The organism is Rhizobium sp. CC-YZS058, from assembly GCF_034720595.1.
In the GTDB taxonomy this organism is placed as follows: Bacteria; Pseudomonadota; Alphaproteobacteria; order Rhizobiales; family Rhizobiaceae; genus Ferranicluibacter.
In genome coordinates, this window is record NZ_JAYESJ010000001.1 from 3,248,067 (window position 1) to 3,274,911 (window position 26,845).

27 protein-coding genes and 1 tRNA gene are annotated in these 26,845 nt (G+C 66.3%); 16 read left to right on the forward strand and 12 right to left on the reverse strand.

Going from position 1 to position 26,845, the window contains the following annotated elements:
* Positions 1–71: 71 nt before the first annotated feature.
* Entirely contained in the window at positions 72–2,123 is a 2,052-nt protein-coding gene (locus U8330_RS15585) for a bifunctional aldolase/short-chain dehydrogenase (RefSeq protein ID WP_323106167.1), read from the reverse strand.
* A 178-nt stretch (positions 2,124–2,301) separates the two neighbouring features.
* On the opposite strand from U8330_RS15585, the gene U8330_RS15590 reads away from it, so the two are divergent.
* Entirely contained in the window at positions 2,302–3,282 is a 981-nt protein-coding gene (locus U8330_RS15590; RefSeq protein ID WP_323106168.1) for a sugar-binding transcriptional regulator, read from the forward strand.
* 19 nt (positions 3,283–3,301) lie between these two features.
* On the opposite strand, the gene U8330_RS15595 is transcribed toward U8330_RS15590, so the two are convergent.
* From U8330_RS15595 to U8330_RS15615, 5 genes are all read right to left on the reverse strand, one after another.
* Positions 3,302–4,249 carry a sugar kinase gene (locus U8330_RS15595; RefSeq protein ID WP_323106169.1) on the reverse strand — a complete coding sequence of 316 codons (948 nt, stop codon included), beginning with the start codon at positions 4,247–4,249 and terminating at the stop codon, positions 3,302–3,304.
* Between the two features lie 25 nt (positions 4,250–4,274).
* The gene (locus U8330_RS15600) at positions 4,275–5,306 is read right to left on the reverse strand and encodes an ABC transporter permease (protein WP_323106170.1); all 1,032 of its coding nucleotides are present in this window, start codon (positions 5,304–5,306) and stop codon (positions 4,275–4,277) included.
* Positions 5,303–6,874, reverse strand: a complete 1,572-nt coding sequence (locus U8330_RS15605; RefSeq protein ID WP_323106171.1) for a sugar ABC transporter ATP-binding protein — start codon at positions 6,872–6,874, stop codon at positions 5,303–5,305. The genes U8330_RS15600 and U8330_RS15605 overlap by 4 nt, the downstream gene beginning before the upstream one ends.
* 80 nt (positions 6,875–6,954) lie before the next feature.
* On the reverse strand, positions 6,955–7,953 hold the full coding sequence (locus U8330_RS15610; protein WP_323106172.1) for a substrate-binding domain-containing protein: 999 nt from the start codon (positions 7,951–7,953) through the stop codon (positions 6,955–6,957).
* 115 nt (positions 7,954–8,068) lie between these two features.
* On the reverse strand, positions 8,069–9,064 hold the full coding sequence (locus U8330_RS15615; RefSeq protein WP_323106173.1) for an ABC transporter permease: 996 nt from the start codon (positions 9,062–9,064) through the stop codon (positions 8,069–8,071).
* A 368-nt stretch (positions 9,065–9,432) separates the two neighbouring features.
* On the opposite strand from U8330_RS15615, the gene U8330_RS15620 reads away from it, so the two are divergent.
* The 8 genes from U8330_RS15620 (at position 9,433) to U8330_RS15655 (ending at position 18,445) form a co-directional block, all read left to right on the forward strand.
* On the forward strand, positions 9,433–10,425 hold the full coding sequence (locus U8330_RS15620) for a dihydroxyacetone kinase subunit DhaK (RefSeq protein ID WP_323106174.1): 993 nt from the start codon (positions 9,433–9,435) through the stop codon (positions 10,423–10,425).
* A 44-nt stretch (positions 10,426–10,469) separates the two neighbouring features.
* On the forward strand, positions 10,470–11,111 hold the full coding sequence (gene dhaL, locus U8330_RS15625; RefSeq protein WP_323106175.1) for a dihydroxyacetone kinase subunit DhaL: 642 nt from the start codon (positions 10,470–10,472) through the stop codon (positions 11,109–11,111).
* 166 nt (positions 11,112–11,277) lie between these two features.
* Entirely contained in the window at positions 11,278–12,483 is a 1,206-nt protein-coding gene (locus U8330_RS15630; protein WP_323106176.1) for an amidohydrolase family protein, read from the forward strand.
* Positions 12,480–14,057 carry a gamma-glutamyltransferase family protein gene (locus tag U8330_RS15635; protein WP_323106177.1) on the forward strand — a complete coding sequence of 526 codons (1,578 nt, stop codon included), beginning with the start codon at positions 12,480–12,482 and terminating at the stop codon, positions 14,055–14,057. Before U8330_RS15630 ends, U8330_RS15635 begins: the two co-directional genes overlap by 4 nt.
* Entirely contained in the window at positions 14,054–15,319 is a 1,266-nt protein-coding gene (locus U8330_RS15640) for an amidohydrolase family protein (RefSeq protein WP_323106178.1), read from the forward strand. The genes U8330_RS15635 and U8330_RS15640 overlap by 4 nt, the downstream gene beginning before the upstream one ends.
* A complete protein-coding gene (locus U8330_RS15645; protein ID WP_323106179.1) occupies positions 15,316–15,798 on the forward strand; it encodes a nucleoside deaminase in 483 nt (160 codons plus the stop codon). Before U8330_RS15640 ends, U8330_RS15645 begins: the two co-directional genes overlap by 4 nt.
* 175 nt (positions 15,799–15,973) lie before the next feature.
* Entirely contained in the window at positions 15,974–18,040 is a 2,067-nt protein-coding gene (locus U8330_RS15650) for an ATP-dependent helicase (RefSeq protein ID WP_323106180.1), read from the forward strand.
* A gap of 156 nt (positions 18,041–18,196) precedes the next feature.
* On the forward strand, positions 18,197–18,445 hold the full coding sequence (locus tag U8330_RS15655; protein ID WP_323106181.1) for a DUF333 domain-containing protein: 249 nt from the start codon (positions 18,197–18,199) through the stop codon (positions 18,443–18,445).
* Positions 18,446–18,447: 2 nt separating this feature from the next.
* Here the strand turns inward: U8330_RS15655 and U8330_RS15660 are convergent, their stop codons facing one another.
* From U8330_RS15660 to U8330_RS15670, 3 genes are all read right to left on the reverse strand, one after another.
* Complete coding sequence (locus tag U8330_RS15660) at positions 18,448–19,188, reverse strand: DUF72 domain-containing protein (RefSeq protein WP_323106182.1); 741 nt, start codon at positions 19,186–19,188, stop codon at positions 18,448–18,450.
* A 40-nt stretch (positions 19,189–19,228) separates the two neighbouring features.
* On the reverse strand, positions 19,229–19,543 hold the full coding sequence (locus tag U8330_RS15665; protein ID WP_323106183.1) for a hypothetical protein: 315 nt from the start codon (positions 19,541–19,543) through the stop codon (positions 19,229–19,231).
* Positions 19,544–19,617: 74 nt separating this feature from the next.
* Positions 19,618–20,556, reverse strand: a complete 939-nt coding sequence (locus tag U8330_RS15670; RefSeq protein ID WP_323106184.1) for a dihydrodipicolinate synthase family protein — start codon at positions 20,554–20,556, stop codon at positions 19,618–19,620.
* A gap of 90 nt (positions 20,557–20,646) precedes the next feature.
* On the opposite strand from U8330_RS15670, the gene U8330_RS15675 reads away from it, so the two are divergent.
* Positions 20,647–20,910, forward strand: a complete 264-nt coding sequence (locus tag U8330_RS15675; RefSeq protein ID WP_323106185.1) for a hypothetical protein — start codon at positions 20,647–20,649, stop codon at positions 20,908–20,910.
* A 99-nt stretch (positions 20,911–21,009) separates the two neighbouring features.
* On the opposite strand, the gene U8330_RS15680 is transcribed toward U8330_RS15675, so the two are convergent.
* The 3 genes from U8330_RS15680 to U8330_RS15690 form a co-directional block, all read right to left on the reverse strand.
* The gene (locus U8330_RS15680; RefSeq protein WP_323106186.1) at positions 21,010–21,261 is read right to left on the reverse strand and encodes a hypothetical protein; all 252 of its coding nucleotides are present in this window, start codon (positions 21,259–21,261) and stop codon (positions 21,010–21,012) included.
* Between the two features lie 221 nt (positions 21,262–21,482).
* Positions 21,483–21,653 carry a hypothetical protein gene (locus U8330_RS15685; RefSeq protein ID WP_323106187.1) on the reverse strand — a complete coding sequence of 57 codons (171 nt, stop codon included), beginning with the start codon at positions 21,651–21,653 and terminating at the stop codon, positions 21,483–21,485.
* A 181-nt stretch (positions 21,654–21,834) separates the two neighbouring features.
* Positions 21,835–21,909, reverse strand: a tRNA-Thr gene (locus U8330_RS15690).
* Positions 21,910–22,067: 158 nt separating this feature from the next.
* Here U8330_RS15690 and U8330_RS15695 point away from each other — a divergent pair.
* The 6 genes from U8330_RS15695 (at position 22,068) to U8330_RS15720 (ending at position 26,813) form a co-directional block, all read left to right on the forward strand.
* Positions 22,068–22,328: a hypothetical protein gene (locus tag U8330_RS15695; RefSeq protein WP_323106188.1), complete on the forward strand. Its 261-nt coding sequence runs from the start codon at positions 22,068–22,070 to the stop codon at positions 22,326–22,328.
* A 327-nt stretch (positions 22,329–22,655) separates the two neighbouring features.
* Complete coding sequence (gene murA, locus U8330_RS15700; protein WP_323106189.1) at positions 22,656–23,948, forward strand: UDP-N-acetylglucosamine 1-carboxyvinyltransferase; 1,293 nt, start codon at positions 22,656–22,658, stop codon at positions 23,946–23,948.
* A gap of 85 nt (positions 23,949–24,033) precedes the next feature.
* Positions 24,034–24,486, forward strand: coding sequence for a DUF2948 family protein (locus U8330_RS15705; RefSeq protein WP_323106190.1), 453 nt, complete (start codon positions 24,034–24,036; stop codon positions 24,484–24,486).
* A 62-nt stretch (positions 24,487–24,548) separates the two neighbouring features.
* Positions 24,549–25,850, forward strand: a complete 1,302-nt coding sequence (gene hisD, locus U8330_RS15710) for a histidinol dehydrogenase (protein ID WP_323106191.1) — start codon at positions 24,549–24,551, stop codon at positions 25,848–25,850.
* Complete coding sequence (locus tag U8330_RS15715; RefSeq protein WP_323106192.1) at positions 25,850–26,332, forward strand: UPF0262 family protein; 483 nt, start codon at positions 25,850–25,852, stop codon at positions 26,330–26,332. Before hisD ends, U8330_RS15715 begins: the two co-directional genes overlap by 1 nt.
* 73 nt (positions 26,333–26,405) lie before the next feature.
* Entirely contained in the window at positions 26,406–26,813 is a 408-nt protein-coding gene (locus U8330_RS15720) for a low molecular weight phosphatase family protein (RefSeq protein ID WP_323107317.1), read from the forward strand.
* The last annotated feature ends 32 nt before the right edge of the window (positions 26,814–26,845 follow it).

A 26,845-nucleotide genomic window follows, 5' to 3' on the forward strand; every position in this document is an offset into this window, starting at 1 on the left:
CCGATACCCACCCGGCGCACCGGCCCATGAAAGCGGGTCGGGAAGGCAGCGCCACCCCGACCCCGACCATCCTAGCGAAGCATGGCCGCGACGTTGCCGCCATCGACGGTGAGGACGGCGCCGGTGGATGTGCGGGCGGTGGCGAGATGAAGGAAGGCCTCCGCCACATCGGCGCTGGTCACCTCCCGCTTCAGCAGGTTGCCGCGCATATAGACCTCGGGCGTCACCGCCCGGGCGCGGGCGCGTTCTTCGACCATGGCGTCGGTCATCAGCCCCGTGCGGATGCGGTCCGGATTGACGGCATTGACGGCGATGCCATCGGCGGCATGTTCCAGCGCATATTGGCGCATCAGCGCCATCAGCGCCGCCTTGGAGGTGCCGTAGGGGCCGAACTCCGCGCCCGGATTGACCGCCTGCTTGCTGACGTTGAAGACGATCGAGCCGCCCGTTCCCTGCGCCTTCATCCGCCGCACCGCCGCGCGCGCCACATAATGATGGCTCCAGAAATTGAGATCGAAGGCAGCCTTGAAGCGATCGTCGGGCACGTCGAGCAGCGCGCCCTGGAAGGCCGCGCCAGCATTGGAAATCAGGATATCGATCCCGCCATAGGCCTCGACGACCCGGTCGATCGCCGCGGCGGCAGCCTGCGCATCGGTGAGATCACAGGCGATGCCGAGGCCGCCGAGGCGGCGCCCCTCGCTCTCCACGCGCGCGGCATCGACGTCCAGCAGCGCGACTTCCGCGCCCTCCGCCTTCAGCCGCTCGGCAACCGCCAGGCCGAGGCCGCCCGCGCCCCCGGTGATGACGGCCACCTGACGGGTCAGCGGCTTTTCCACCTGCTTGGCGAGCTTGACCTGTTCCAGCGACCAATATTCGATGTCGAACAGGTCTTCCTCCGACAAGGCCTCGAAGCGGTCGATGCCTTCCGCGCCGCGGATGACCTCGATGGTCGCTTCCGCCACATCGGCGGAGATCCGCGCGGCCTTCCGGGTCGGGCCGGCGGCAAGGAGACCGATGCCGTCGATGTAGAAGACCCGCGGCATGGGATCGAGCATGGTCTTGCCGCCGCCGCTGCGCGCATTGTTGCGGGCGAAATAGGCGCGATAGGCCTCCGCATAGTCGACCACGGCCTGGCGGGCCTGTTCCGCCCAGACGTCGAGCGCGCCCGCCCGCGGGGCCGGCAGGGCAACGCCATAGCGCTTGATGTGGATGACATGCTCCGGCGTCGCATTGCCGCGCTGGACGAGATCGGCGACATTCGGTGCGCCGCAGAAATCGAGGATGGCGTCGTTGACGCGGTGTTCGAGGATGAAGCGGCGGAACCGCCCCTCCTCCGCGCCCGGCAGGGCCAGCGCGCCGCGCAGGATGGGCGCGATCTCCGCGATCGGAGCCAGCGCCGCGCCCTGCGCCACATGCGTTCCGAACGGTGCCGGATTGCCCTGTGCAATGCGCGTCTCGGCCCGGTCGATCGCTTCGATCATGGCCTCATAGGCAATGCGCGGATCGTCCGACCAGGTGAAGATGCCGTGCTTCAGCAGGATCATGCCCGGCGCATCCGGCCGCTCGGAAAACGCCTTGAGGCAGGCCTTCGAAAGATCGAAGCCCGGCATGACATAGGGAACGACGATCATTTCCGGGAAGAGCGCCCGGATGATCGCCTCGCCGTTCGGCTGGTTGGTCAGGGCCACGATCGCATTGGCATGGGTGTGGTCGACATGCTTGAACGGGAGGATGGCATGGAGGATCGCCTCGACCGAGGGGTTCGGCGCCGACGGATCGAGCAGCAGCCGGCGCTGCAGCATCACCATGTCGTCGTCGCTCAGGCGATCGTACTCGACCATGGCCTTCAGCGGTGCGAGCCGGAGCGCTGGCAAGCCCGCCGGCTCGATCTTGCCCATGTCCCAGCCGCTGCCCTTGACGCAGAGCACCTCGACCGGGGTGCCGTCATGGTCGTTCATCACCGTCTTGACCGAGGTATTGCCCCCGCCATGCAGAACGAGCTGCGGCACCGAGCCGAGCAGCCGGGTCGTATAGGTGCGGATCGCCACATCGCGGTTGATGCCCCGCGCTTCATATCCGGAAACCACCGACTGGAATTCGGCATCCGACCATTTCGACTGCATGTCTCTCTCCCTCACCTATTCGCTGACCCGCTGCTGCGCGCCTATCGCAAAGCCTACGGCTTCGTCCGGTCTTCTACAAATGCTATAGAGCATTGACAATAGTCAACCCGCAATTGGATCGTGTTGATCAAGGTCGGGTTTCGTGTCAGTCAGAGGCAGAACCCACTGGAAGACCCCCATGCCCCGCGACGACCTTGGATCCGTTTCGCCGCCGATCCCGGCAGAGTTCGACGACGCGATCGTCTGGGCCGCCTGGCTCTATTACGAAGACCAGCTGACGCAGCACGAGATCGCCAAGCTGCTCGGCGTTTCGCGCGCCACCATCGTCAATTACCTCCAGGAAGCGCGCAAACGCGGCATCGTGCGCATTCTTATGAATGCCGAGGTTGCCACCCGCACCGACATTGCCCGCAGCCTGGCCGAACGCTACGGGCTGGAGCAGGCCATGGTGCTGCCGGCGCAGGCCGATGACAGCCATGCCGCGACGCTGCAGGCGCTGGGCGCCGGCGGAGCACGCCTGATCGAGCGGCTGCTCAAGCCGGGCGACACGATCTGCGTGTCCTGGGGGCGCACCGTGCTGGCTGTCGCCGAAGCGCTGCAGCTTCCCCGGCCGCTCGACGGCCTGAGCGTCGTGCAGGTGACCGGCGCTTCGGCCGGCAATCGCGCCTTTTCGGCCGAATTCTGCACCGCCATCATGGCGCGCAACCTTTCCGCCGTCAGCGTCAACATGGTGGCACCCGCCGTGCTGAGCTCGCCGGAGCTGCGCGATGCGCTGATGGGCGAACCGGTGCTGCGCCGCCAGTTCGCGCGGATCAGCCAGGCCAATCTCATCGTCTTCGGCGTCGGTGCGCTGGGGCCGGACAGCACCATGCGCATTGCCGATGTGACCGACAATTCCGAAATCGACGACTATGCCGCGGAAGGAGCGGTGGCCGTGCTGATCTGCCGCTTCCTCGACAGGGAGGGCCGCCAGATCAGCCGCGCCTTCGACCGGCGCGTCATCGGCATCGAGCTCGAGGATCTCAGCCGACTGCCGAAGCGTCTCTGCGTGGCGGGCGGGGCGAACAAGACGACGGCGATCCGCGCCGTGCTGAAGGGCGGCTACGCCACCCACCTCGTCACCGACATGGGCACGGCGACCCGCCTGCTCGCCGAGTGAGCGGGCGGGCCTCCCGGGCTCAGGCTGCCTTGCGCGGTGCGCTGGCCATGAAGGCGCGGGTCTCGTCGAAGGAACGGATGCCGGCATCCGAGCCGAGCCCTGTCGCCACCAGCGCGGCGGAGGCCTGGGCAAACATCAGCGCGGTGCGCAGCTCCATCTTGTGATGCAGCGCGGCGATGAAGCCGGCATCGAAGGCATCGCCGCAGCCGGTCGTGTCCACCACGTCGATGGCGAAGGCCCCTTCGCGCACCACGGTGCCGTCAGCCCCCATGAAACAGACCCCCTCGCCGCCCAGCGTGAAGACGCAGTGCTGGACGCCGCGATCGAGGAAGAAGCGGCCGGCCTCCTCGACGCCCGAGGCACCGGAGATCTGCCGGGCTTCCTCGATCGAGGGCATGAAATAATCGATGAACGGGAAGAGCGGTTCGATCAAATCGAGCGTACCGTCATTGGCGCCCAGAAGATCGAATGTGGTGATGCGGCCCCGCGCCTTGGCGGCGGCCAGCAGCGCCCGGCTCGGCTCGCCGTCGAGCTTGGCCAGCAGGCCGGTGCCGCCCAGATGGACGATCGGAGCGGCCAGCACCGCGTCGAGCCGATCCTGCGCGATCTCGAAATGATCGGAGGCGCCGCGCGCATGCAGCGCCGGCCGCTCGCCGTTGCGGCGGATGTTGAGGATGGTGGCGGAAGTCGGCACGCCCGCGAGTCGCTGCATCTCGCGCGTATCGACGCCGTGGCGCGCGAGCGTCGAGAGCACGAAATCGGCCTTCTCGTCATCTCCGACCGCACCGACCGCCAGGCAGTTGAGCCCGAGCTTCGCCAGATCGACCACCGTGCCGCCGGCCGTGCCGGCAACCGTCAGGCGGATCTCGTCGATGAAATCCACATTGCCGCCGGACGGAATGGCATCGACCGGCCGGCCGAGCACATCGAGAATATAGAGCCCGACGACGGACACATCATGAGTCACGAAAACCTCCCAGACAAGAAAAGCCTCAACCCCGGTTGCGCAGCGTGAAGATCGTGCCGGCAATCAGGATGAACAGCCCGACGATGAACAGCTGCAGCGTGCTCGGAATGCCGACGAAGATCAGCACGTTGCTGACGAGCGTGATGAGCAGCACGCCGAGCAGCGTGCCGATGACCGAGCCGGAGCCGCCGGTGATCCGCGCCCCGCCGAGAACCACGGCGGCGATGATCTCGAGCTCCATGCCGGCAAGATCGAAGGGATTGGCCAGCCGGTTGCTCGCCACATGCACGACCCCGGCCACTCCCGCCAGCAGGCCGGCATAGGCAAAGACGAAGACGCGCACGGTGAAGAGATTGATGCCGAGCCGTTCGGCGATCAGCGGGCTGCCGCCGACGGCGAAGATCGCCCGGCCCATGAGCGTCCGTTCGAGGAGGAACCAGGTGACGAGCGCCGCCACCGCCAGCACCAGCACGGTGGCCGGCAGCGAGGAGGCCACGCCGCTTGCCGAAACATGGGTGTAGAGCGAGGCGCGGCCGAGCGCATCCATGCCGGCCGGAATGTTCATGAACAGCGCCGTGCCGACGAAGGTCAGCAGGAAGCTGCGATAGACATATTGCGTGCCGATGGTGACGATCAGCGAGGGCGCGCCGAGCTTGTGGACCAGCAGCCCGTTCAGCGCGCCGAAGCCGGCACCGCCTGCCGCGGCAATGACGAGAATGGCCGCCAGCGGCATGCCCGGCATCACATTGATGACCAGCATGGTCAGCGCATACATGACAAAGGCTGCGATGGCGGTGAAGGACACGTCGATGCCGCCGGCCGCCAGCACCACCAGCACGCCCATGGCGAACAGGCCGCGCACCACGGAGGCGCGCAGGATATCGACCAGATTGCTCATCTGGAAGAAGTCCGGATTGGCGATGAACACCACCAGGCAGGTGGCGATGACCAGCATCAGCGTGAACAGCTCCGGACGGTCGCCCAGGAGATCCCAGAGCCGCCGGCCGATGCCGCGCGGGGCGCGGCTTTCCTCGATCGCAGGCATCACCTCGGTCATTGCACGGTTTCCTTCGAATGGCCCGCCATGGCGCGGTAGATATGGTCCTCGTCGATCGCGGTCGCCGCTTCCTCGGCGATGATCCGTCCCTGGCGCATGGTGAGGATGCGGTCGCAGTTCTGCAGAAGCTCGGGCAGGTCGTCGCTGATGATGATCACCGACATGCCGCCATCGGCGAGCCGCTGGATGATGCGGAAGATCGTATCCTTGGAGCCGACATCGACGCCGACCGTCGGCCCGTGGAGAATCAGCAGGCGCGGCTCGATGGTGAGCCAGCGGCCGATCAGGACACGCTGCTGGTTGCCGCCCGAGAGCGACTGCACGGGCAGTGCGACGTTGGGCGCCACCACCTGCAGGTCGCGGATCGAGGCTTCGGCAACGCGCCGCGCGCGGCCGGCGCTGATCACGCCGAAGGCATTGCGCAGACGGTCGAGGATCGGCAGGGTGATGTTGTCCTGGATCGGCTTTTCGAGGAACAGGCCTTCCGTCAGCCGGTCCTCCGGCACATAGGCGATGCCGTGGCGGATGGACTCGGCGGCCGTTTGTGGCGCGATCGCCTGGCCGTCGAGCAGGATGCGGCCGGAGGAGGCCGGCGCGATGCCGGCGAGCGCCAGGGCGAGCTCGTTGCGCCCGGAATCGAGCAGGCCGGTGATGCCGAGGATTTCGCCCTTGCGGATCGAGAGATCGACATCGGCAAATGCGCCGGATCGTCCGAGTCCTTCGACCGTCATCAGCACGGGCCCGAGCTTCGGATCGGTGCGGTAGCGCATTTCGCTGATTTCGCGGCCGGTCATCCAATGGCTGAACTCGGCCTTGCTGTGGGTTGCGACATCGAGTTCGGTCACCTTGCGCCCGTCGCGCATGATGATGGCGCGGCCGCCGATCTGCTTGCACTCTTCCAGCTTGTGGGTGACGAAGAGCACCGCGACACCGCGGGCCTGGAGGCGGGCGACGACCTTGATCAGATTGTCGACCTCCTGCCGCGTGAGCGAGGTGGTGGGCTCATCCATGATGACGAGACGCGCCTCGGAGGCGATGGCGCGCGCGATGGCCACCAGCTGGCGCGTGGCGAGCGGCAGCGTGTCGGTGCGGCGCATGAGGAAGGCGCGGTCGGTCGGCAGATGCACATCGGCAAGCGCCCGGCGCGCCGTGGCGTGCAGCGTCGAAAGGTCGAGCCGGCGTGCGAGATGCCCGGAGGCGGCCACCAACTGTTCGCAGAAGGCGACATTCTCGACGACCGAGAGATTGGGCAGAAGCGACAGGTCCTGGTAGACGGTCTCGATCCCGGCGGCGAGCGCGCCGATGGCACCGAGATCGCCGGCAACCGCGCCGGTCGGCTGGCCATCGATGAGGATCTGGCCTTCATCCGCCGTCTGGGCGCCGGAAAGAATCTTGATCAGGGTCGACTTGCCGCAGCCATTCTCCCCCATCAGGTGGTAGATCTTGCCGGCCTCGATCACCAGGCTCACCTCCTTCAGCGCGCGGACGCCGCCGAAGGATTTCTTGATGTTTCGGATCTCGAGGAAGGGCGGTTTTCCCGCCGCTTCGAGGGGCGTGACGGCAGACATCGGACGTTCCTGACGGAGTGGACGCGCAGAAGCAAAGAGGGGGTGGGCACGGCGAAAGGAGCGCCGTGCCCGGTCGGGTCTTAGAACGGGTAGTTCTTGTAGTTGGACTTATCGACATCCACCCAGGCCTGACCCTGCATGATGATGCCCTTGCCCGGACCCTTGGTGACGGTCATCTTATTGTAGCCGTTGACGCCGAGATCCATGCCGTCCTTGATCTCCTCGCCCTTGAGAACCAGGTCGGCGACCTTGTTCATCACGTAGCCGGCATCCTTCGGATCCCAGAAGAAGATCTGGTCGACGGCACCGGTTTCGAGATAGGGACCGGTGTCCTTCGGCAGGCCGAGACCAAAGACGCAGGTCTTGTCCTGCAGGCCGGCTTCCTCGACCGCGCGGCCGATGCCGATGACGTCGATGGCGGAAGAACCCTGGAAGCCCTTGATGTCGGGGTACTTGCGCAGGATTTCCTTGGCCTTTTCATAGGCGCGGTTGGCGTCGTTGAAGGATTCGTTCTTCTCGGCCACCAGCTCCATGTCCGGATACTGTTTGGCATTTTCCTTGCCGGCGTCGACCCACTGGTTGTGCGTCAGGCTGCCGAGCGAGCCGACGAAGCTCGTCCACTTGCCGGACTTGCCCATGCAGCCGGCGAGCTTCTCGTTGATGCGGGCGCCAAAGGCCTTGTTGTCGAAGGCCTCGATATCGACATCGGTGTTCTTCAGGCTGTCGCCTTCATGGGTGATGACCTTGATGCCACGCTGGGCGGCGCGGCGGAGCACGCCTTCCAGCGCCGTCGGATCCATCGGCACGACGGCGATCGCCGAAACCTTCTTGGCGACGAGGTCTTCGATGATGCGGCTCTGCTGGGCGGCATCGGCCTTGGCCGGGCCGATCTGGCTGGCATCGACGTTCGGATTGTCCTTGCCATAGGCAACGACACCCTCGTCCATGCGGATGAACCAGTTTTCGCCGGTCACCTTGACGACGGTGACGATCGACGGCTTGTCTTCCGCCTGGGCGACGCCCATGGCCATCAGGCCGGCCAGCATGGTGCCGGCTGCAAGTTTGGTAATCATGCTCATTGGTCTCCTCCATTGATCGAGCAAAGCTGTGGTCCTCCCCTTCGGCCGCCGGATCGCATTGCCGCGGCGGAGTGGGATGATGTGTGTGGCACGCGGTTGGCAGCGCGCCGGCCGCCTAGCTGTCCGGGCGGCGGCTGGGCTTGAGCCAATAGGTGAAATCGACGCGGGCGGAAGCCAGCAGAAGCAGCAGCAGCAGGCCCCAGGCGAGATCGCGGAAAAAGTTGGAGATGTTCATGAAATTGAACAGGCTCGACAGGATCTGCAGCGCGGTCGAGGCGAGCAGCACGCAGAGCACCTTGCCGTGCCCGCCTTCCGGACGAACGCCGCCGAGCACGGCGATGAGGATGGCGATCAGGACGTAGGAGCTGCCGTAATCCCACTTGACCGAGGAATTGCGCGCGGCGATGACGATGCCGGCGACGGACGCCAGCAGACCGGCCAGCGTGTAGGTGATGAGCAGCAGGCGCCGTTCGTTGATGCCGCCATAGCGCGCCGCCTTGGCATTGCTGCCGAGCAGCAGCAGCTGGACCCCGAAGCGGGTGTAGAGCAGCACGAAACCGATGGCGGCAGCAATCGCAAGGAAGAGCGCGAAGCAGAGCGGCACGCCCAGCACCGGCAGATTGCCGAAGTCGTCGAGCGGCTCGATATAGCCGAGGCTGACGGCCGAGCCGTTGGTGAGATAGATGGCGAGCCCGGTGAAGAGCAGCTGCGTCCCGAGCGTGGCGATCAAGGGAGTCAGCCGCGCATAGGCGATGATCATCCCGTTGAGCAGGCCACCGGCCAGGCCGATGACCAGGGCAAGGGCGGCAAAGGTCCAGGAGAAGAGGACAGGCGCTTCGTCGACCGACACCATCGTGCCAGCAAGGCTGAAGGCGACGATGCCGGCGAGATTGGCAAGCGCGATGCCGGAAAGGTCGATCCCGCCATTGCCGGAGATCATTGCCAGCATGACGCCGAGCGCCAGGAGGCCCAGTTCCGGCACCTGTGAGGCCATGGACTGCAGATTGTAGCTGTCGAGGAAGCCGCCGCCCGCCAGAAACGCGCCGGCAACGAGGACGAGCGCATTGATGGCTGCCAGAAAAAGGGTCTGCCGGTCCAGTCGCGTGGTCACCTGTCGTCTCCTCCCGGCAGCGTCCGTTGCGAGACACCCCTCCCTGGGCACCTCCGGATCTCTCCGCCATTCCGTCCTGACATTTGTCAGGTATCTGTGTCTCTTGTCAAGTGAGGGTGAACGGCATGATCGAGGCCGTCGCTCCCCTCCTCAATCAACATTTGACGAGGCACCCTCATCATCTGTCGTCTCTTGATGTTGACATTTGTCCACCAATGAATGTTATTTGTAAAGTCATCAGCGTGAGAAATTTCATGCGGGTGCCGGGGAGCGGCTTGCAGGGCCAGCCTGCGTTGAGCCGGGACGGTGCCAGAGACGAATGGAAAAGCGGGGACCGGTTGCCGGGTCCGGCCAATGGAGGAGTGACCATGCAGCGTTTTGTGAACGACCCGGATCTCGTGGTCGAAGATACGGTGAAGGGATTCGTGAAGGCACATGCGGACCTCGTCCGCCTCGGGGAGAACCCGCGCGTGATCGTCTCCAAGGCGGCGCCGGTCAGCGGCAAGGTGGGCGTGATCACCGGCGGCGGCTCCGGCCATGAGCCGGCCTTTATCGGCTATACCGGCCGCAACATGCTGGATGCCGTGGCGGTCGGCGAACTTTTCTCTTCGCCCACTGCCAAGAGCTTTCACGATGCGATCCGGGCCGCCGATGGCGGCAAGGGCGTCGTCGTGCTCTATGGCAACTATGCCGGCGACAACATGAACGTGAAGATGGCCACAAAGCTCGCTGCCAAGGATGGGATCGAGGTGGCGACGGTTGTTGCCAATGACGATGTCTGCTCGGCACCGGCGAGCGAGCGGGAGAAGCGCCGCGGGGTGGCGGGCGAAATCTTCATGTGGAAGATCGGCGGCGCCAAGGCGGCGACCGGCGCCAGCCTGGAGGAGGTGCGCGCCACGGCCCAGAAGGCGATCGACGCCTGCCGCTCCATCGGCGTCGGCCTCGGTCCCTGCACGCTGCCGGCCGTCGGCCATCCGAATTTCCAGATCGAGCCGGGCACGATGGAAGTCGGGATCGGCCATCACGGCGAGCCGGGCGTCCGCGTCGAGCCGCTGAAGAAGGCCGCGGATGTGGCAAAGGACATGGTGACGATCGTGCTCGACGATCACGCCCTGCCGGCCGGCACGGAGGTGGCCGTGCTTGTCTCCGGTCTGGGCGCAACACCCTTGAACGAACTCTATATTCTCAACGATACGATCGAGAGCGAGATCGTCGCCCGGGGCCTGCGCGTTCGTAAGACCTATGTTGGCAACTACTTCACCTCGCTCGAAATGGTTGGCGCGACGCTGACCGTCATGGCGCTCGACGAGGAACTGGCCGGCCTCATCGAGGCCGATGCCCAGTGCACGGTCATCCTCTGATGCCGGCAAGCAGCGCACCCACACAGGATCAAACGGGGGATTCCATGCAGAGCTTCACCAATGCCGGCAGCGGCGACATCGTGCTGCGTCTGGCCGACCGGATCGTCGAGAACCGTGCCTATCTCAGCGAGATCGACGGCAAGATCGGCGATGGCGACCATGGCGTGAACATGGCCAAGGGCTTCTCCATGGCGGCAGACCGACTGAAGGGCGCCGACGCCAGCCTGTCCCAGGCGCTCGACACGCTCGGCACCGTTCTGATGACCGAAATCGGCGGCTCCATGGGCCCGCTCTATGGCGTGATGTTCACCGAATTTGCCGAGACGATCGAGGGGCTGGATGCGATCGACGCGCCCGCCTATGGCCGCATGCTGCATGCCGGGCTTGAGGGCATCCAGTCGATCGGCTCCGCAAAGGTCGGCGACAAGACGCTGATCGACACGCTGGTGCCGGCGATCGAGGCCTTCGATGCAGCCCAGGCGGGCGGCAAGAGCTTCGCCGAGGCGCTGCAGGCGCTGGTGCAGGCTGCCGAGACGGGCCGTGATTCGACCATCAACCTCGTGGCCAAGATCGGCCGCGCCAGCCGGCTCGGCGAACGCTCGCTCGGCGTGCTCGACGCGGGTGCCACCTCCTGCGCCATCATTCTCAAGGAACTCTCCGACGGCGCGCGCGCCCGCCTCGCTTGAGCGCGCCCAGGCGAACACCGACGACGGCGACAAAAAGGCCGGCCCGCAATGGGTCGGCCTTTTGCCGTAAGACAGAGGTTACGGTTTTCCTGCAGGGGGCGCGAGGAATCGTGGATGGCGGCAGATTTCGGTGGACGTTGGGCACTGCCGATCCAACTATGGGGGCATGACCAGGACCGACACGCTCTTCACCCATGCGCGGCTGCCCGACGGCACGCTTTGCGACATCGCCGTCTCTGAGGGCCGCATCGCGGCCTTCCGGCCATCCGGCAGCGGAAGCGATCCGCAGGCTGCGGTGGTCGATCTCGGGGGCGATCTTGTGCTGCCGCCCTTCGTGGAGGGGCATATCCACCTCGACACCAGTTTTTATGGCGACCGCTGGATCCCGCACAAGCCCTGCACCGGCGGCTTCGACGTGCATGAGCGCGTTGCCTTCCAGGCCGAGAACATGGCCGCCGCCGCGCCGATGGACAAGCGCGCCCGCGACCAGCTCGACCTCTGCATCGGCCATGGCAGCCTGCGGATGCGCAGCCATGTCATGGTCGACGGGTCGGTGGGTCTCGCTTCGCTCGAAACCATTCTGAAGGTGCGCGAAGACTATGGAGACCTGATCGACATTCAGCTCGTTGCCTTCCCGCAGAGCGGGATTCTGAAAAGCCCCGGCACGCCGGATCTGCTCGATGCGGCGATCAGGCTCGGTGCGGATGTGATCGGCGGGCTCGATCCGCTGTCCTTCGACCGCGATATCAAGGGGCATCTCGATGTCGTGTTCGGCGTGGCCGAGCGGCGCGGCGTCGATGTCGATATTCACCTGCACGATGCCGGATCGCTGGGGGCGATGACGATCGAGGAGATCTGCGCCCGCACGAACGCGCTCGGCATGCAGGGCCATGTTGCAGTGAGCCATGCCTATGGGCTCGGCGATCTGGGGCCGGATGCGCTGCAGCGCATGGCGGCGCGGCTGGCGGAAAGCGGCGTTTCGATCATGACCAACGCACCCGGTCACCATGCCTTTCCGCCGGTGGCGCTGCTGCGTCAGGCGGGCGTGACCGTTTTTTCCGGCAGCGACAATATCCGCGATTCCTGGTGGCCGTTCGGCGATGGCGACATGCTGCACCGTGCCGAGATCATCGCCTATCGCTCAGGGTTCTACACCGATGAGGCGCTCTGCGCCGCCTTCGATGTGGTGACCGAGGCGGGCGCCACGGCGCTGCGCCTGGACGACTACGGGCTGCGGGTTGGCGCCCGAGCGGATTTCGTCGCGCTGCCGGCCGCCCATGTGCCGGAAGCGGTGGTGGCCTTTCCGAAGACGCGGCGTGTCTTCCGGGGTGGACGACTGGTCGCCGAAAACGGCCGCGTGGTTCGCCGATGACGGGCAGGACGCGACAGAGCAAGACCAGCCCTGCCCGCTCCTCCCTTGGCATGGTGACCACGCCGCACTGGGCGGCGACCGAGGCCGGCACGCGCGTGCTGGAGCAGGGCGGCACGGCCATCGAGGCGCTGGTGGCGGCAGGCGCCGCGCTCGCCGTGGTCTATCCGCATTTCTGCGGGCTCGGCGGCGATGGTGTCTGGATGATCGCTGACGCGCAGGGCGATGCGACGGCGCTGCTGGGCATCGGCCAGGCCGCAGCGGCGGTGCAGCCCGATTCTCCGGTTCCGCTGCGCGGGGCCCGCTCGGCGCTGACGACGGCTTGTCTCGTCGACAGCTGGGAGACGGCGCTTCGCATGTCCGCCGAGCGCTGGGGTGCGGCCCTGCCGCTCGACAGGCTGCTCGCCGATGCGATCCGCCTTGCCGAGGATGGGTTCCCCGTCAGTCCCAGCCAGACTTTCTGGCATGATTTCCGCGCCGCCGAGCAGGCCGACTGGCCGGGCTTTTCCGCGCTCTTCGCACGCGACGGCCTGCAACGCCAGCCGGCTTTGGCCCAGACGCTGCGCAGCATTGCCGCCGATGGCGCCCGCAGTTTCTACGATGGCGCTCTGGCCGAGGACATTGCTGCAGACCTTTCCGAGGTCGGCGCGCCGGTTTCCGCCGCAGATCTCGCTGCCACCCGCACACAGATTGCGCGCCCGCTCAGCCTCCCCTATCGCGATCTGACGCTGCTCGCCCCGCCACCGCCGACGCAAGGGGTCACGACGCTCGGGATCATGGGCGTGCTCTCCGGGCTCGACATGACGGGAAAGTCTGCCGACAGCGCCGCCTTCTACCACGCCGTGGTCGAGGCGGTGAAACAGGCCTTCCTCGACCGACATCGCATTGCCGATCCGGCCTTCGCACCGGATGTCTCGGCCGACCTGCTCGATCGGGCGCGCCTTGCGGCCAAGACGCGAGCCATCGATCCCGCTCTCGCCCTGCCTTGGCCGCATCGCCACCAGACTGGCGACACCGCGCTTCTGGCGGCGGTGGACAGGGAGGGACGGGCGGCCTCGCTTCTCCAAAGCCTCTATTTCGACTGGGGCAGCGGCGTCGTCGGCCGGCGGACCGGAATCCTCTGGCAGAACCGTGGTGCCGCCTTCAGCGTCGATCCGGCAAGCCCCAACTGTCTGGCGCCCGGCAAACGTCCGTTCTATACGCTCAATCCAGGCCTTGCGCTGAAGGAGGGCCGGCCATGCCTCGCCTATGGCACGCAAGGGGCGGATGGCCAGCCGCAGACGCTGAGCCTCCTTCTCAGCCTGCTGATCGACCACGGACTGGACCCGCTCGCCGCCCTGTCGGCGCCGCGCTTCCTGCTCGGGCGCACGTTCTCCGATCTGGCCGATAGCCTGAAGATCGAGGAGAGCCTGAGCGAGGCGACGCGCGAGGCTCTTCGCGATCTCGGCCATTCCATTGCCCCGATCCCGGCCTTCAGCCCGCTCGGCGGTCAGGCCGGCATCATCCGCATTCACGCCGATGGGCTGATCGAGGCTGCCCATGACCCACGCAGCGACGGAGGCGCGATCGGCCTATGAGAGACGGGACGGAGGATCTGTTCGATCTCATCCTGCGGCAGGTCAGCCTCGAAGGGGAAGCGGACCTGCAGGATCTTGCCATCCGCGACGGCCGGATCGCGGCAATCGGCCCGCGGCTGCGCGGCATGGCGGCGCAGGAGGTGGAGGCAGAGGGCGCCTTTGCCTTTCCGGGCTTCGTCGATAGCCATATTCACCTCGACAAGGCCTGCATTCTCGACCGCTGCCGGATCTGCGAGGGGACGCTCAGCGAAGCCGTGCGCGAGACCGCCAGCGCCAAGGCCGCCTTTACGGAAGAGGACGTCTATGGCCGCGCTGCGCGGGTTGTGGAGGCGGCCATTCTCCACGGCACGACCCGGATGCGCAGCTTCGTGGAGGTCGATCCGCGCGCGGGCCTACGGTCCTTTGCGGCGCTCAAGCGGATCAGGGCCGATTACGCCTTCGCGCTCGACCTGGAACTCTGCGCCTTCGCGCAGGAAGGGCTGACGCAGGAGCCCGAAACCGATGCTCTGCTCGAAGAAGCCTTGCGCAGCGGTGCCGATCTGGTGGGCGGCTGCCCCTATACCGATCCGGATCCGCAGGCCCATATCGACCGGATCTTCGCGCTGGCCGTTGCCCATGACGTCGCCGTGGATTTCCATCTCGATTTCAGCCTGGATCCCAGCCGCTCCGATCTCTCCACCGTCATTGCCGCCACGGAACGGCATGGCTGGCAGGGTCGGGTTTCGATCGGCCATGTGACCACGCTGTCCGCCATGGAACCGGCGGCGGTGAGCGAGGTGGCGCAGCGTCTGGCCGGCGCCGGCATCGCGGTAACGGTTCTTCCGGCGACCGACCTGTTCCTGACCGGCCGCGACCGGGACCGGCTGGTGCCGCGCGGCGTCGCGCCGGCGCACTGTCTTGCCGATGCCGGCGTGGTGGCCGCAATCGCCACCAACAATGTGCTGAACCCGTTCACGCCCTATGGCGATGCCTCGCTCATCCGCATGGCCAATCTCTACGCCAACCTTGCCCAGCTTTCCCGCGCCGAAGACATGGAGCGCGTGTTTGCGATGGTTGGCGCGCAGGCCGCACGGCAACTGGGCGCGCCCTATGGACTGGCTGTCGGCAGCCCGGCAACGCTGGTGCTGCTGGACGCCGCCGGGCCGGAGGCCGCCGTGCGCGCGGTGAGCCGGGTGATCGCAGGCTGGAAGAACGGCCGCCAGAGTTTCGACAATGGACGGCCCCGGATCTACCGGCCGGACGGGACAGGAGACAGACCATGATCACCGAGACCGACCTGACACTTCTGCGTCGCTGCGTGGAGCTCGCCAGCCAGGCCGTGGACGCGGGCGACGAGCCGTTCGGCTCCGTGCTCGTCGATGCCGGCGGCCGGATCCTGGCGGAAGATCGCAACCGCATCCATACGAGCGGCGATGGCACGCGCCATCCGGAATTCACGCTTGCGCGCTGGGCGGCCGAAAACCTCAAGCCGGAAGACCGGTCCAGGACAACGCTCTACACCTCCGGAGAACATTGCCCCATGTGCGCGGCCGCCCATGGCTGGGTCGGGCTCGGGCGAATCGTCTATGCAAGCTCCTCTCGCCAGCTCGGGCAATGGTGGGCTGAAATGGGCGTGCCGGACCAGAAGGTTCGCCGCATCGCCATCGAGGAGATCCTCGTCGGCGCCCAAATCGACGGACCCGCACCGGAACTCGCCGACGCCGTGCGCGCCCTCCACGCCCGCCGCCACGGCAAGGCGTAAGCGGCCGTTCCCCTACAGACCGCGGGTATCTCGGCTTTAAAGATCGGTGGGCGCCGAACGCCTCCATCGGTCATGGGCTTTGCAGCTGGTCGGCGAGCTGTTACGTTCGTTCTTTGTTCCGAACGCGAGTCACGGGGGCTTGGGGTGGAAGGAAGACGTGCATGCTTGAGGACGGATGGCAGCCTATCTTGAAAAACTGAACGACCGGCAGCGCGCGGCGGTGGAGCATGGGGTCGGCCTTGCCGACCGGCAGCCGGGCGGCCCGCTGCTGATCATCGCGGGTGCCGGATCCGGCAAGACCAACACGCTCGCCCACCGCGTGGCGCATCTGATCGTCCATGGCGCCGATCCGCGTCGGATCCTGCTGATGACCTTTTCCCGCCGGGCGGCGGCGGAACTGGCGCGGCGGGTCGAAAGGATCTGCCGACAGGTGCTCGGAAACAATGCGGGGCTGATGACCGATGCGCTGGCTTGGGCCGGCACGTTCCACGGCATCGGCGCACGGCTGTTGCGGCTGTACGCCGAACAGATCGGCCTTGGCGTCGACTTCACCATCCATGATCGCGAGGACAGCGCCGATCTGATGAATCTGGTGCGCCATGAGCTCGGTTTTTCGAAGACCGAAAGCCGGTTTCCGACCAAGGGCACCTGCCTCGCCATCTATTCGCGCGTCGTCAATGCCGAAACCTCGATCAAGGAGGTGCTGCAAGCCTCCTACCCCTGGGCCATCAACTGGGAGGAGCAGCTGCGCCAGCTCTTCGGGGCCTATGTGGAGGCCAAGCAGGCGCAGACCGTGCTCGATTACGACGATCTCCTGCTCTATTGGGCGCAGATGGTCTCCGACCCCGGCCTCGCCGACGAGATCGGCAGCCGTTTCGACCATATTCTCGTCGACGAATATCAGGACACCAACCGCCTGCAGTCCTCGATCCTGATGGCGCTGAAGCCGTCCGGCCAGGGGCTGACGGTGGTGGGCGACGACGCCCAGTCGATCTATTCCTTCCGTGCCGCGACCGTGCGCAATATTCTCGACTTTCCGAAGGGATTTTCGCCCAAGCCCGCCGACATCATCACGCTCGACCGGAACTACCGCTCGACCCAGCCGATCCTGGCTGCGGCCAACGGGGTGATCGACCTTGCGCGGGAGCGCTTCACCAAGAATCTTTGGACCGATCGCGCTTCCGAGCAGCGGCCGCTGCTCGTCACCGTGCGCGACGAAACCGACCAGGCGACCTACATCGCCGACCAGGTGCTCGCCAACCGCGAGATCGGCATGACGCTCAAGCAGCAGGCGGTGCTGTTCCGCACCTCCAGCCACAGCGGCCCGCTGGAGGTGGAGCTGACGCGGCGCAATATCCCCTTCGTCAAGTTCGGTGGGCTGAAATTCCTCGACAGCGCGCATGTGAAGGATCTTCTGGCCGTTCTCCGCTTCGCACAGAACCCACGCGACCGCGTGGCGGGTTTCCGCCTGCTGCAGATGCTGCCCGGCATCGGCCCGCAGACCGCGGCGCGGATTCTGGAGACGATCGCGACCGACGCCGAGCCCCTGCTCTCGCTGGCCGAGATCGCGCCGCCGGCCAAGACTGGGGAGGCGTGGCCGGCGCTCGTGACCCTGCTGATGAGCCTGCGCAAGGCAGACGCCGGCTGGCCGGGCGAAATCGGCCTGGCGCGGCTTTGGTACGAACCGCATCTCGACCGGCTGCACGAGGATGCCGACACCCGCAAGGCCGATCTCCTGCAGCTGGAACAGATCGCCAGCGGCTATGCCAATCGCGAGCGGTTTCTGACCGAACTGACGCTCGATCCGCCGGATGCGACCAGCGACCAGGCGGGCGTGCCGCTGCTCGACGAAGACTATCTCATCCTCTCCACCATCCATTCGGCCAAGGGGCAGGAATGGCGGGCGGTGTTCATGCTCAACGTCGTGGACGGCTGCATTCCCTCCGATCTCGGCACCGGCTCGACGGCGGAGCTGGAGGAGGAGCGCCGGCTGCTCTACGTTGCCATGACGCGGGCGCGCGACAGCCTGGCCCTCATCACGCCACAGCGCTTCTTCACCCATGGGCAGAACGCGCAAGGGGACCGGCATGTCTATGCCGCCCGCACCCGCTTCATCCCCGCCACCCTGCTGCAGTTCTTCGAGGCAACCAGCTGGCCAAGGGTCGCCCCCTCCCCGGCCGAGCGCGCCGCCCGAGGCGCCACGATCGACATCGGCGCCCGCATGCGCGGCATGTGGCGCTAGAGACCAAGCCGGCAGGACAGGCAAGGCGGCCCGATCATTGCCCGACACCAGCGGAGCGCATCTTTACATTCGCATATTCGGACCTATTCATGCGCGCTTCAGCTTCCCCGTCTATGATGGGGAGGGTCATGGTTCGAAGGCCCTTGGAGAACGACGATGAAACTTTCCTTCCTGTGCGGCGTGCTGCTCGCGCTTGTCCTGCCGGCTGCGGCCGAGGCGATGAACAATCCTGCAACCTACTACTGCGAATCCCTCGGAGGCCGGCCGACATCCGCCCGACTGCCGAGCCGTCAGACCATCACGCTCTGCATCCTGCCGGATCAGATGATTATCGAGGAATGGAGCCTGTTCCGCATGCAGAGTGGTGGCCGCCGCCCCATCTACAATCCGCCTGTCCTGCGCTAGGTTCACGCGACCCCGGGCAGGCGCTTGCCGGTTTTGTCGGCGGCGCCCGCCTGGAGAAAGCCCTGGAGACGAAGCGCATTGGCGAGTGCGGCGCCCGAGGCGGTATTGTCGAACACGCACCAGCTGCCCGGTGCCAGAAGCGCGCCGAACCGGGTCAGAGCGTCGTCCTCATAGAAGGAATGGTAGAGCGTCGGCGAGCCGTGCAGGCGGACATAGGCGGGCGGGCGGGGAAAACTCGTCGCCGACCACACCGGCGCGGGATCGGCGAGCACGCGTTCGATGCCGAGATCCTCGAGCAAGGCCAGGGCCTCCTCCGCCCGCCAGCTGGCATGACGCGCCTCGACCACGATGGGCCCGGCGTGGAGGCCTCGCATCATGGACAGCGCGGTGCGCACCGTCTGCGCATCGAAGGCAAGGCTCGGCGGCAATTGGCACAGCAGCGGCCCGACCTTCGGACCAAGCGGCGCGATTTCTGAAAGGAAGGCTTCGAACAGCGCCTGGCACCCTTTCAGCCGCTGCTCATGCGTGATGCTCTGTGGCAGCTTCAGCGCGAAGCGGAAGGTAGGCGGCACGCTGTCGGCCCAGCGGGCATAGGTCTCCGGCTTGTGGTGGCCATAAAAGGTCGAATTCACCTCGACGCCGGGGAAGACGGCGGCGTAGCGCTGCAGGCCTGAGCCTTCCCGCGGAAAATGCATGGCTTGCTTGGCATTGATCGACCAGGCGGCGGTGGCGATGATCGGCATCGGCTGATCCTCCCCGCTCCAGACCTGTGGCGGCAGCCCGCTATCGTCGCTCCACCTGGCGGGCGCCGGCCTCGCGCAGGGTGGCCTCCGCCACGTCGAGATCGGCAAGGGCGAGATCGACCGAGACCTGCAGGGCACCGTCCAGCGCGCCGTCATCGCGCGCACCCTCGCCGGTTCCATCCTCGCGGTCGCTTCCCGAAGGCTGAACGCCGGAAGTGTTTTCGGTCCCCTTCGGCTCGATGAAGATATCGCTGCGGTCCACCCCGTGCTGCTGGACAAGATGCTCGACGGCAAGATCGGCGCCCTCGCGCGTGTCGAACAGGGCATAGATCGTCTTCACGGTGGTATCGGACATGGGGTTCTCCTGCGGTTACGGCCGTAACGAGCGAGCGCTGGCGAGGTTCCGCGTTGAGCCCCGCCGACCGCACCTCACGAGGCGTGGAGCAGGCTGCCCGACAGATGCGCGGTCAGCTTCAGCCGATCGTCACCGGAAAGGGCGGCCTGCGGCAGGCGGACCGAATCGAGGATCGGCAGGTTCTCCGCCAGCGTCCGCTTGGCAACGGCCGGACCGCCCCAGCGCGCGAAGGCTTCGAGCATGGGCAGCACACCATCCTGAAGGCAGAGCGCCTCGTCGATGCGGCAGGCGCGACAGGCATCCTGCAGCGCAACCAGGGTTTCCGGAAAGACATTGGCGACCTGGCTGAACAGACCGAAGACGCCGGACAGAGCCGCACCGAGATAGGTCCCCTCGCCGCTCGACAGGCTCGCAAGGGCACGGTCGCTCTCGGGCGACGGCCGCAGGCGGGCGGGCGAAGAGGCCGTGATGACACCGATGACACCGGGCAGCTGGCAAAGTGAGGTCAGCGTCTCCGGGGCGAGCGCAACGGCGGTGCGCTCGGGTCGGTCCTCGATCAGGAGCGGCAATTCGACGGCCTCGGCGAGGCGCGTGACATGGTGCAGAATGCCCGCCTGGCTCGGCTTGCTGTAGAAGGGTACCGTGATCAGCGCTGCCTCGGCGCCAAGCGCCTTGGCATGGCGGGTGAGCGCGATGCTCGTCTCCGTGCAGTTGGTGCCGGTGGACGGGATAATGGGGACCCGACCCTTTGCAGAGTCGAGACAGGCGTGGATGACCTGGGCCCGTTCCTCTGGGGAAAGCGCGGTCCCCTCGCCCATCAGGCCGCAGGGCGAAAGAGCGGTGACACCGGCCGCGATCTGCCAATCGACCAGCCGTTTCAGGCCATGCAGATCGACCGCGCCCCAGCGAAAAGGCGTGACAAGATCGGTCATGATGCCATCGCCGAGCCTGCGGCCGAGTGCAGAGACGTGAGCAACATGGTCAGCCGGCGGGACGTTCACAAGAGTGGGCATAAGAGGACTCCTTTTGCGTTCTCAGCGCACGGCCTCCTGCCTGCACGCTGCAATCAATAGGCGCAGGAGAGCGGACGCGTGGGGGTCGGGATGAGAAGGGCGACCTTCGCAAGCCTGCCGCCAAGGCTGCATGGCAGACCTGGACTCCTCGGCCACGAGGACAGGGCTGCAGCCTGCAGCAAGCGCCGCGATCGCCACGCCGAACCGCCGGGCATCCATTGCGCGGCGGAAGTGGCCGTCATGGCGCAGATCCTCTGCAAGAAGCCCTGCCTCTTGGAGAAGACGGGTGGCCTCCCAGAGCTGATGTTCCATCAGCACGCGGCTGCAGGCGATGCGGTGGACAAGGCCGAGTAACGCTGCTGCCGCCTCGCAGTCCGGACACGGCGCCGGCGGCCGTTCGCCGTCAGCGATATCGCAGCCGTTCCGGCGGCCCGTGACAACCATCGCCGTGGCTCATGCCGCGCTCGACAGGAAGGGATCGGACACGACCGAACCCTCTTCAACGACGATCGCCTCGGCTCGGCCGCCATTCTCCTGGAAGACGAAGTGCCGGGCCGCAGCCTCGCTGATGAAAATGCCACCGACGCGGCCAAGCCGATCGATGACGACAAAGCTGCGCCGTGCCGGCGCGATGCGAAACCGTGGCTGCATCGGTCCGGCACTGGCGTGTCGAAGCTCGGCGAATTCGGGAATGGCACGGGGCATGGAGAACGTCCTTTCTGGCGGACACGACGACGGGATCAATCTGGACGTCAGCGCATGCGGATTTCCATGGCAGTGCGACGGCAGAAAGATAGAAATCTCATAAAGGCGAAGGGAGCGAGCTGCTGGCACCGAGCAGGGTCAAGACCTTGGCCAGGGCCATGACAGCGAGGATCTGTCCAACCAGCCGAAGGAGCGTGACGGATGCGGCCATGTGCCAAGCCTCAAAGGAGGAACGCTACGAGACCGAGCCCGCTCGCAAGCAGGACGAAGAGCACGGCAGCAAGCCGCACAAACATGGCCAGTTCTTGCCGGGCGGACGGCCAGGCAGAGGCCCGCGCCGATTCCGGTGCGTCTCCTGCCAGCAGACCGAGGATGCCGATCCGATGCGTCATGTGATTCACTCCCATCTAGCCTGTCGATCGTCGCCGATCACCGATCGGCTGAGGCTGAGCATGCAGGAGGACGGCGAAGGAAAGCGATGTGGCAAGAGCCACGAAGACATCAAAATCCCATAGCCGAACGGCCGCTGCGGTTCGGCATGGTCGGATTGCATTGTCCTGACGGGAAGGAAAATGGTGCTGCTAGAGAGATTTGAACTCTCGGCCTCTCCCTTACCAAGGGAGTGCTCTACCCCTGAGCTATAGCAGCGTCTGGACGGAGGCTCGTGCCTCGTCGGAGCGAGGGCCTATTGCCATAGGTTGACGGGGAGTGCAAGCGGAGCGGAAAAGAAATCGACGCCTGAGCGAAAGCATCGCGGGATAAGCGTGGTTCGGGGCGCGTCTTGGGCGAGAGATAAGGAGCAGCGCATGGGTGACGACACTGAGGATAGGCCGGAGAGTGCTGCCGCTCGGCGCAAGAGCGAGGCGGAGCGGCAGGCGGAGGCGCGCCGCGCCAGGGCCGCGCAGACGCTGCGCGACAATCTGATGAAACGCAAACAGCAGGGCCGCGCCCGCCGCGCCGGCGCGGCGGACGAAACGTCCGGCCTGCCCGCCGCACCCTCCGCCTCGCCACCCACAGCGGGCAGCGGCGTCGCGCCCGCCACAGAAAAAGACGAATCCCGCGACTAGGTGGCAACCGGTCAGGATCCGGCGCGTCGCCGTCTTCGGTCGGCAGGCATGCCCAGCATGCGTGTCTCGATCCAGAGGCGGCGCGGACGGTGAAAATGGGGCATGGGACAGGGCAATCTTTTTACGGATGCGCGTTATCGGTAAGCGCCGGCCTGCAGAGTGGCCGGGACTTCTCTTTCCCCCTGCCTTCCTTTATTGAGGCGGACTTTCCGGGCCTTGCCGGCGCGCAGCCTCTTTCCCGTTCCCTTCCCAGGTGCGGGATGCGGCTGGCGCTTCGCCCATCATGAACACGAGACGGGTTGCTGGACCCGCAGCCAAGGATTGATCATGGATCGCATCAGGATTAGGGGCGGCAACGAGCTTCACGGGATCATCCCGATCTCCGGCGCCAAGAACGCGGCCTTGCCGCTGATGATCGCCTCGCTCTTGACCGACGACACGCTGACGCTGGAAAACGTGCCGCATCTGGCCGATGTCGAGCAGCTGATCCGCATTCTCGGCAATCACGGCGCCGATATTTCGGTCAACGGCCGGCGCGAACGTCAGGGCGAGAGCTATGCCCGGACCGTGCATTTCACCTCGCGCAACATCGTCGACACCACGGCGCCCTATGAACTCGTCTCCAAGATGCGGGCGAGCTTCTGGGTGATCGGCCCGCTGCTGGCGCGCGAGGGCAAGGCCCGCGTCTCGCTGCCGGGCGGCTGCGCCATCGGTACGCGCCCGGTCGATCTCTTCATCGAGGGCCTCTCGGCACTCGGTGCGCGAATCGAAATCGACGGCGGCTATATCAATGCCGCCGCGCCCGAAGGCGGGCTGATCGGCGCGCGCTATGTCTTCCCGAAGGTTTCGGTCGGCGCCACCCATGTGCTGATGATGGCGGCGACGCTGGCCCGCGGCACGACGGTGATCGGCAATGCCGCGCGCGAGCCGGAGGTCGTCGATCTCGCCAACTGCCTGAATGCCATGGGCGCCAAGATCACCGGTGCCGGCACCTCCACCATCACCATCGAAGGGGTCACCTCTTTGTCCGGCGCGCGCCACCGCGTGCTGCCGGACCGCATCGAGACCGGCACCTATGCCATGGCGGTCGCCATGGCCGGCGGCGATGTCGTGCTCGAGGGCACGGATGCGGCGCTGCTCGACACGGCGCTGGAAGCGATCCGCCGCGCCGGCGCCGAGATCACCCCGACCGAAGGCGGCATCCGCGTGCGCCGCAATGGCGGCGGCATCAAGCCGGTGGATATCGTCACCGATCCTTTCCCCGGTTTCCCGACCGACCTGCAGGCGCAGTTCATGGGGCTGATGACCCGCTCCAACGGCGTTTCGCACATCACCGAAACCATCTTCGAAAACCGCTTCATGCATGTGCAGGAGCTCGCACGCCTCGGCGCGCGCATCTCGCTCTCCGGCCAGACAGCCAAGATCGAGGGTGTGGCACGGCTCAAGGGCGCGCCGGTGATGGCGACCGATCTGCGCGCTTCGGTGTCGCTGGTCATTGCCGGGCTGGTGGCCGAAGGCGACACCATGGTCTCGCGCGTCTACCATCTCGATCGCGGCTTCGAGCGGCTGGAAGAAAAGCTGACCCGCTGCGGCGCCGAAGTGGAACGCGTCAGCGACTGAGCCGGTTGCTTGCGCGCAGCCGCCGTCCTATCTCATTCCCCACGCGGCACGGGGTGCCGACAGGCAGAGTGAAGGGGACGACGGCATGGATGAGCTGAAGCTGATGGCGCTGGATGCCGAGGATCTCGGCATCGTCTCCGCCCATGTGCAGGATGCCGTCTTCAAGCCGGCGGGGATCGAGTACCTTCCCCGGCTTTCCACCTTCGCGCTGGTCTTGAACCGCTTCGTCTGGGAAAAAGCGGGCGAGATCAAGAAGGCCGGCAAGGCGAAGGGTTACGAGCGTCGACGCGCCGTGCTCTCCTTCCGCCGCGTTCTCTCCGTGCGTTCGATCGGCTTTGCCCGGGGCGATGACGAGACGGTTCTCTCGCTGCTCGCCCTGCGCTTCACGCCGAGGGGCGAAGGCCCGGAAGGCACGCTGGAACTGACCCTTGCCGGCGAGGCTACCATCGCGCTCGACGTGGAATGCATCGAGGTTCAGCTTGCAGATACGGGCGGAGCGTGGGAAACCGCTTTCAAGCCGCGCCATCCGCAGGATTGATCGGCCGGCGGACGGCTCGCTCCGCCTCATTCGATGTTGCATCGCTCAAGGATTTTGCCGCCGTGGCCATTCGCCTCGATCACCGCTCGCCGGATTTCGAACAGCAGTTCTCCGCCTTCCTCACCACCAAGCGCGAGGTCTCGGAGGATGTGGGGCAGACGGTGCGCCAGATCATCGCCGATGTGCGCAGCCGCGGCGACGCGGCGCTGGCCGAGTACACGCTGCGCTTCGACACGCTGGACCTTGCCGCGACAGCCATGGCCGTGAGCCCGGACGAGGTCGATGCCGCCATCGAGGCGGTGCCGTCCGAAGTGCTGGGCGCACTGAAGGTGGCGGCGGTGCGCATCGAGGCGCATCACGCCCGCCAGAAGCCGCAGGACGACATCTACACCGATAGCATGGGCGTCGGCCTCGGCTCGCGCTGGACGCCGATCGATGCGGTCGGGCTCTATGTGCCGGGCGGCACGGCGAGCTATCCGAGTTCCGTTCTGATGAATGCGCTGCCGGCCAAGGTTGCCGGCGTGCCGCGCGTCGTCATGGTCGTGCCTGCCATGGGCGGCGCGATCAATCCGGCCGTTCTTGCTGCCGCGCGCATGGCCGGCGTCGACGAGATCTACCGGATCGGCGGCGCGCAGGCGATCGCAGCGCTCGCCTATGGCACCGAGACGATCGCCCCGGTGGCGAAGATCATGGGGCCGGGCAATGCCTATGTGGCTGCCGCCAAGCGCGAGGTGTTCGGCACGGTCGGTATCGACATGATCGCCGGTCCATCGGAAGTTCTGGTGATCGCCGATGGCGACAACGACGCCAACTGGATCGCCGCCGACCTGCTCGCCCAGGCCGAGCACGATCCGGGCGCGCAGTCGATCCTGATCACCGACGATGCCGAGCTTGCGCTCTCCGTCGAGGAAGCGGTGGAACGGCAGTTGAGCTTCTTGCCGCGCAGCGAGACGGCGCGCGCCTCCTGGCGCGATTTCGGCGCGATCATCCTCGTCGGCTCGCTTACAGACGCGCCGGCGCTTGCCAACCGCATCGCCGCCGAACATCTGGAACTGGCGATCGCCGATCCGGACGCGATGATCCCGCTGATCCGCAATGCGGGCGCCATCTTCGTCGGCCGCCATACGCCGGAGGTCATCGGCGATTATGTCGGCGGATCCAACCACGTGCTTCCGACCGCACGCTCGGCCCGCTTCTCCTCCGGGCTCGGCGTGCTCGACTATATGAAGCGCACCTCGATCCTGAGACTCGATGCCGACACGCTGCGCGATCTCGGCCCCGCCGCCATCGCCATTGCCCGGGCCGAGGGCCTGGAGGCCCATGCCCGCTCCGTCTCCATCCGGCTTAATCTCGGAGAGGCCTGATGACGCCGCCGGTCTCGACACGGTACCGGCTTTGCGACGTCGTTCTCGACGAAACGATCGGCCGCTCGACCCCCGATGTGGAGCACGAGCGGGCGGTGGCGATCTTCGACCTGATCGAGGAGAACGCCTTCGAGCCGATCGGCCACGACGGCGGGCCCTATCGGCTGAAGCTGTCGCTGGTCGACCAGAAGCTGGTTCTGGCGATCTCGACCGAGGACGGGGCCGAGGTCATGACCCATATCCTCTCGCTCACCCCCTTCCGGCGCATCGTGCGCGACTATTTCATGATCTGCGAGAGCTATTACGAGGCGATCCGCAGCGCGACGCCGAGCCAGATCGAGGCGATCGACATGGGCCGGCGCGGCATCCACAATGAGGGTTCCCAGACGCTGCAGGACCGTCTGAACGGCAAGATCAAGCTCGACTTCGACACGGCACGCCGGCTCTTTACGCTGGTCTGCGTGCTCTATTGGCGGGGATAGGCCCGTGACCGGGCTCGAACCGCCGGGCACAGGCGCAACGCCCCGGGGCGGCCTGCCGCGCTCGCTGCTGTTCATGTGCGGCATGAACGCGATCCGCTCGCCCATGGCCGAGGTGCTTGCCAAGGCGCTGCTGCCGCCCGGTACCTACGTCGCCTCGGCTGGCGTGCGCACCGGCGAGCGAGACCCCTTCGTTGACGTGGTGCTGGACGAGCTGGGCCTGACCGCCGGCCGCCACGAGCCGCACACGCTGGACGCGCTCGAAGACGACTACTTCGACATGATCGTCACGCTGGCGCCGGAGGCGCATCACGCCGCGCTGGAATTGACCCGTTCCATGGCGATCGATGTCGTCTATTGGCCGACGCCCGATCCGACGGTTGCGACCGGCACCCGCGCGCAGATCGTCTCCGCCTATCGCGAGGTGCGAGACCATCTTGAACGCCTCATCCGCCAGCGGCTGCTGGGGCAGGAGAAGGTCTGAGGCTGGAGCGAAGGCGTTCCCGCTAGAATGGA

Bases quoted from the DNA above. Each gene is read 5' to 3' on its own strand.
- U8330_RS15675 (WP_323106185.1), top strand. From the start codon at position 20,647: ATGAGAAGGGCGACCTTCGCAAGCCTGCCGCCAAGGCTGCATGGCAGA.
- dhaL (WP_323106175.1), top strand. From the start codon at position 10,470: ATGCAGAGCTTCACCAATGCCGGCAGCGGCGACATCGTGCTGCGTCTG.
- U8330_RS15620 (WP_323106174.1), top strand. From the start codon at position 9,433: ATGCAGCGTTTTGTGAACGACCCGGATCTCGTGGTCGAAGATACGGTG.
- U8330_RS15600 (WP_323106170.1), bottom strand. From the start codon at position 5,306: ATGACCGAGGTGATGCCTGCGATCGAGGAAAGCCGCGCCCCGCGCGGC.
- U8330_RS15635 (WP_323106177.1), top strand. From the start codon at position 12,480: ATGACGGGCAGGACGCGACAGAGCAAGACCAGCCCTGCCCGCTCCTCC.
- murA (WP_323106189.1), top strand. From the start codon at position 22,656: ATGGATCGCATCAGGATTAGGGGCGGCAACGAGCTTCACGGGATCATC.
- U8330_RS15705 (WP_323106190.1), top strand. From the start codon at position 24,034: ATGGATGAGCTGAAGCTGATGGCGCTGGATGCCGAGGATCTCGGCATC.
- U8330_RS15610 (WP_323106172.1), bottom strand. From the start codon at position 7,953: ATGAGCATGATTACCAAACTTGCAGCCGGCACCATGCTGGCCGGCCTG.
- U8330_RS15640 (WP_323106178.1), top strand. From the start codon at position 14,054: ATGAGAGACGGGACGGAGGATCTGTTCGATCTCATCCTGCGGCAGGTC.
- U8330_RS15585 (WP_323106167.1), bottom strand. From the start codon at position 2,123: ATGCAGTCGAAATGGTCGGATGCCGAATTCCAGTCGGTGGTTTCCGGA.
- U8330_RS15680 (WP_323106186.1), bottom strand. From the start codon at position 21,261: ATGCCCCGTGCCATTCCCGAATTCGCCGAGCTTCGACACGCCAGTGCC.
- U8330_RS15630 (WP_323106176.1), top strand. From the start codon at position 11,278: ATGACCAGGACCGACACGCTCTTCACCCATGCGCGGCTGCCCGACGGC.
- U8330_RS15670 (WP_323106184.1), bottom strand. From the start codon at position 20,556: ATGCCCACTCTTGTGAACGTCCCGCCGGCTGACCATGTTGCTCACGTC.
- U8330_RS15720 (WP_323107317.1), top strand. From the start codon at position 26,406: ATGTGCGGCATGAACGCGATCCGCTCGCCCATGGCCGAGGTGCTTGCC.
- U8330_RS15685 (WP_323106187.1), bottom strand. From the start codon at position 21,653: ATGACGCATCGGATCGGCATCCTCGGTCTGCTGGCAGGAGACGCACCG.
- U8330_RS15650 (WP_323106180.1), top strand. From the start codon at position 15,974: ATGGCAGCCTATCTTGAAAAACTGAACGACCGGCAGCGCGCGGCGGTG.
- U8330_RS15665 (WP_323106183.1), bottom strand. From the start codon at position 19,543: ATGTCCGATACCACCGTGAAGACGATCTATGCCCTGTTCGACACGCGC.
- U8330_RS15695 (WP_323106188.1), top strand. From the start codon at position 22,068: ATGGGTGACGACACTGAGGATAGGCCGGAGAGTGCTGCCGCTCGGCGC.
- U8330_RS15645 (WP_323106179.1), top strand. From the start codon at position 15,316: ATGATCACCGAGACCGACCTGACACTTCTGCGTCGCTGCGTGGAGCTC.
- U8330_RS15715 (WP_323106192.1), top strand. From the start codon at position 25,850: ATGACGCCGCCGGTCTCGACACGGTACCGGCTTTGCGACGTCGTTCTC.
- U8330_RS15590 (WP_323106168.1), top strand. From the start codon at position 2,302: ATGCCCCGCGACGACCTTGGATCCGTTTCGCCGCCGATCCCGGCAGAG.
- U8330_RS15605 (WP_323106171.1), bottom strand. From the start codon at position 6,874: ATGTCTGCCGTCACGCCCCTCGAAGCGGCGGGAAAACCGCCCTTCCTC.
- U8330_RS15655 (WP_323106181.1), top strand. From the start codon at position 18,197: ATGAAACTTTCCTTCCTGTGCGGCGTGCTGCTCGCGCTTGTCCTGCCG.
- U8330_RS15660 (WP_323106182.1), bottom strand. From the start codon at position 19,188: ATGCCGATCATCGCCACCGCCGCCTGGTCGATCAATGCCAAGCAAGCC.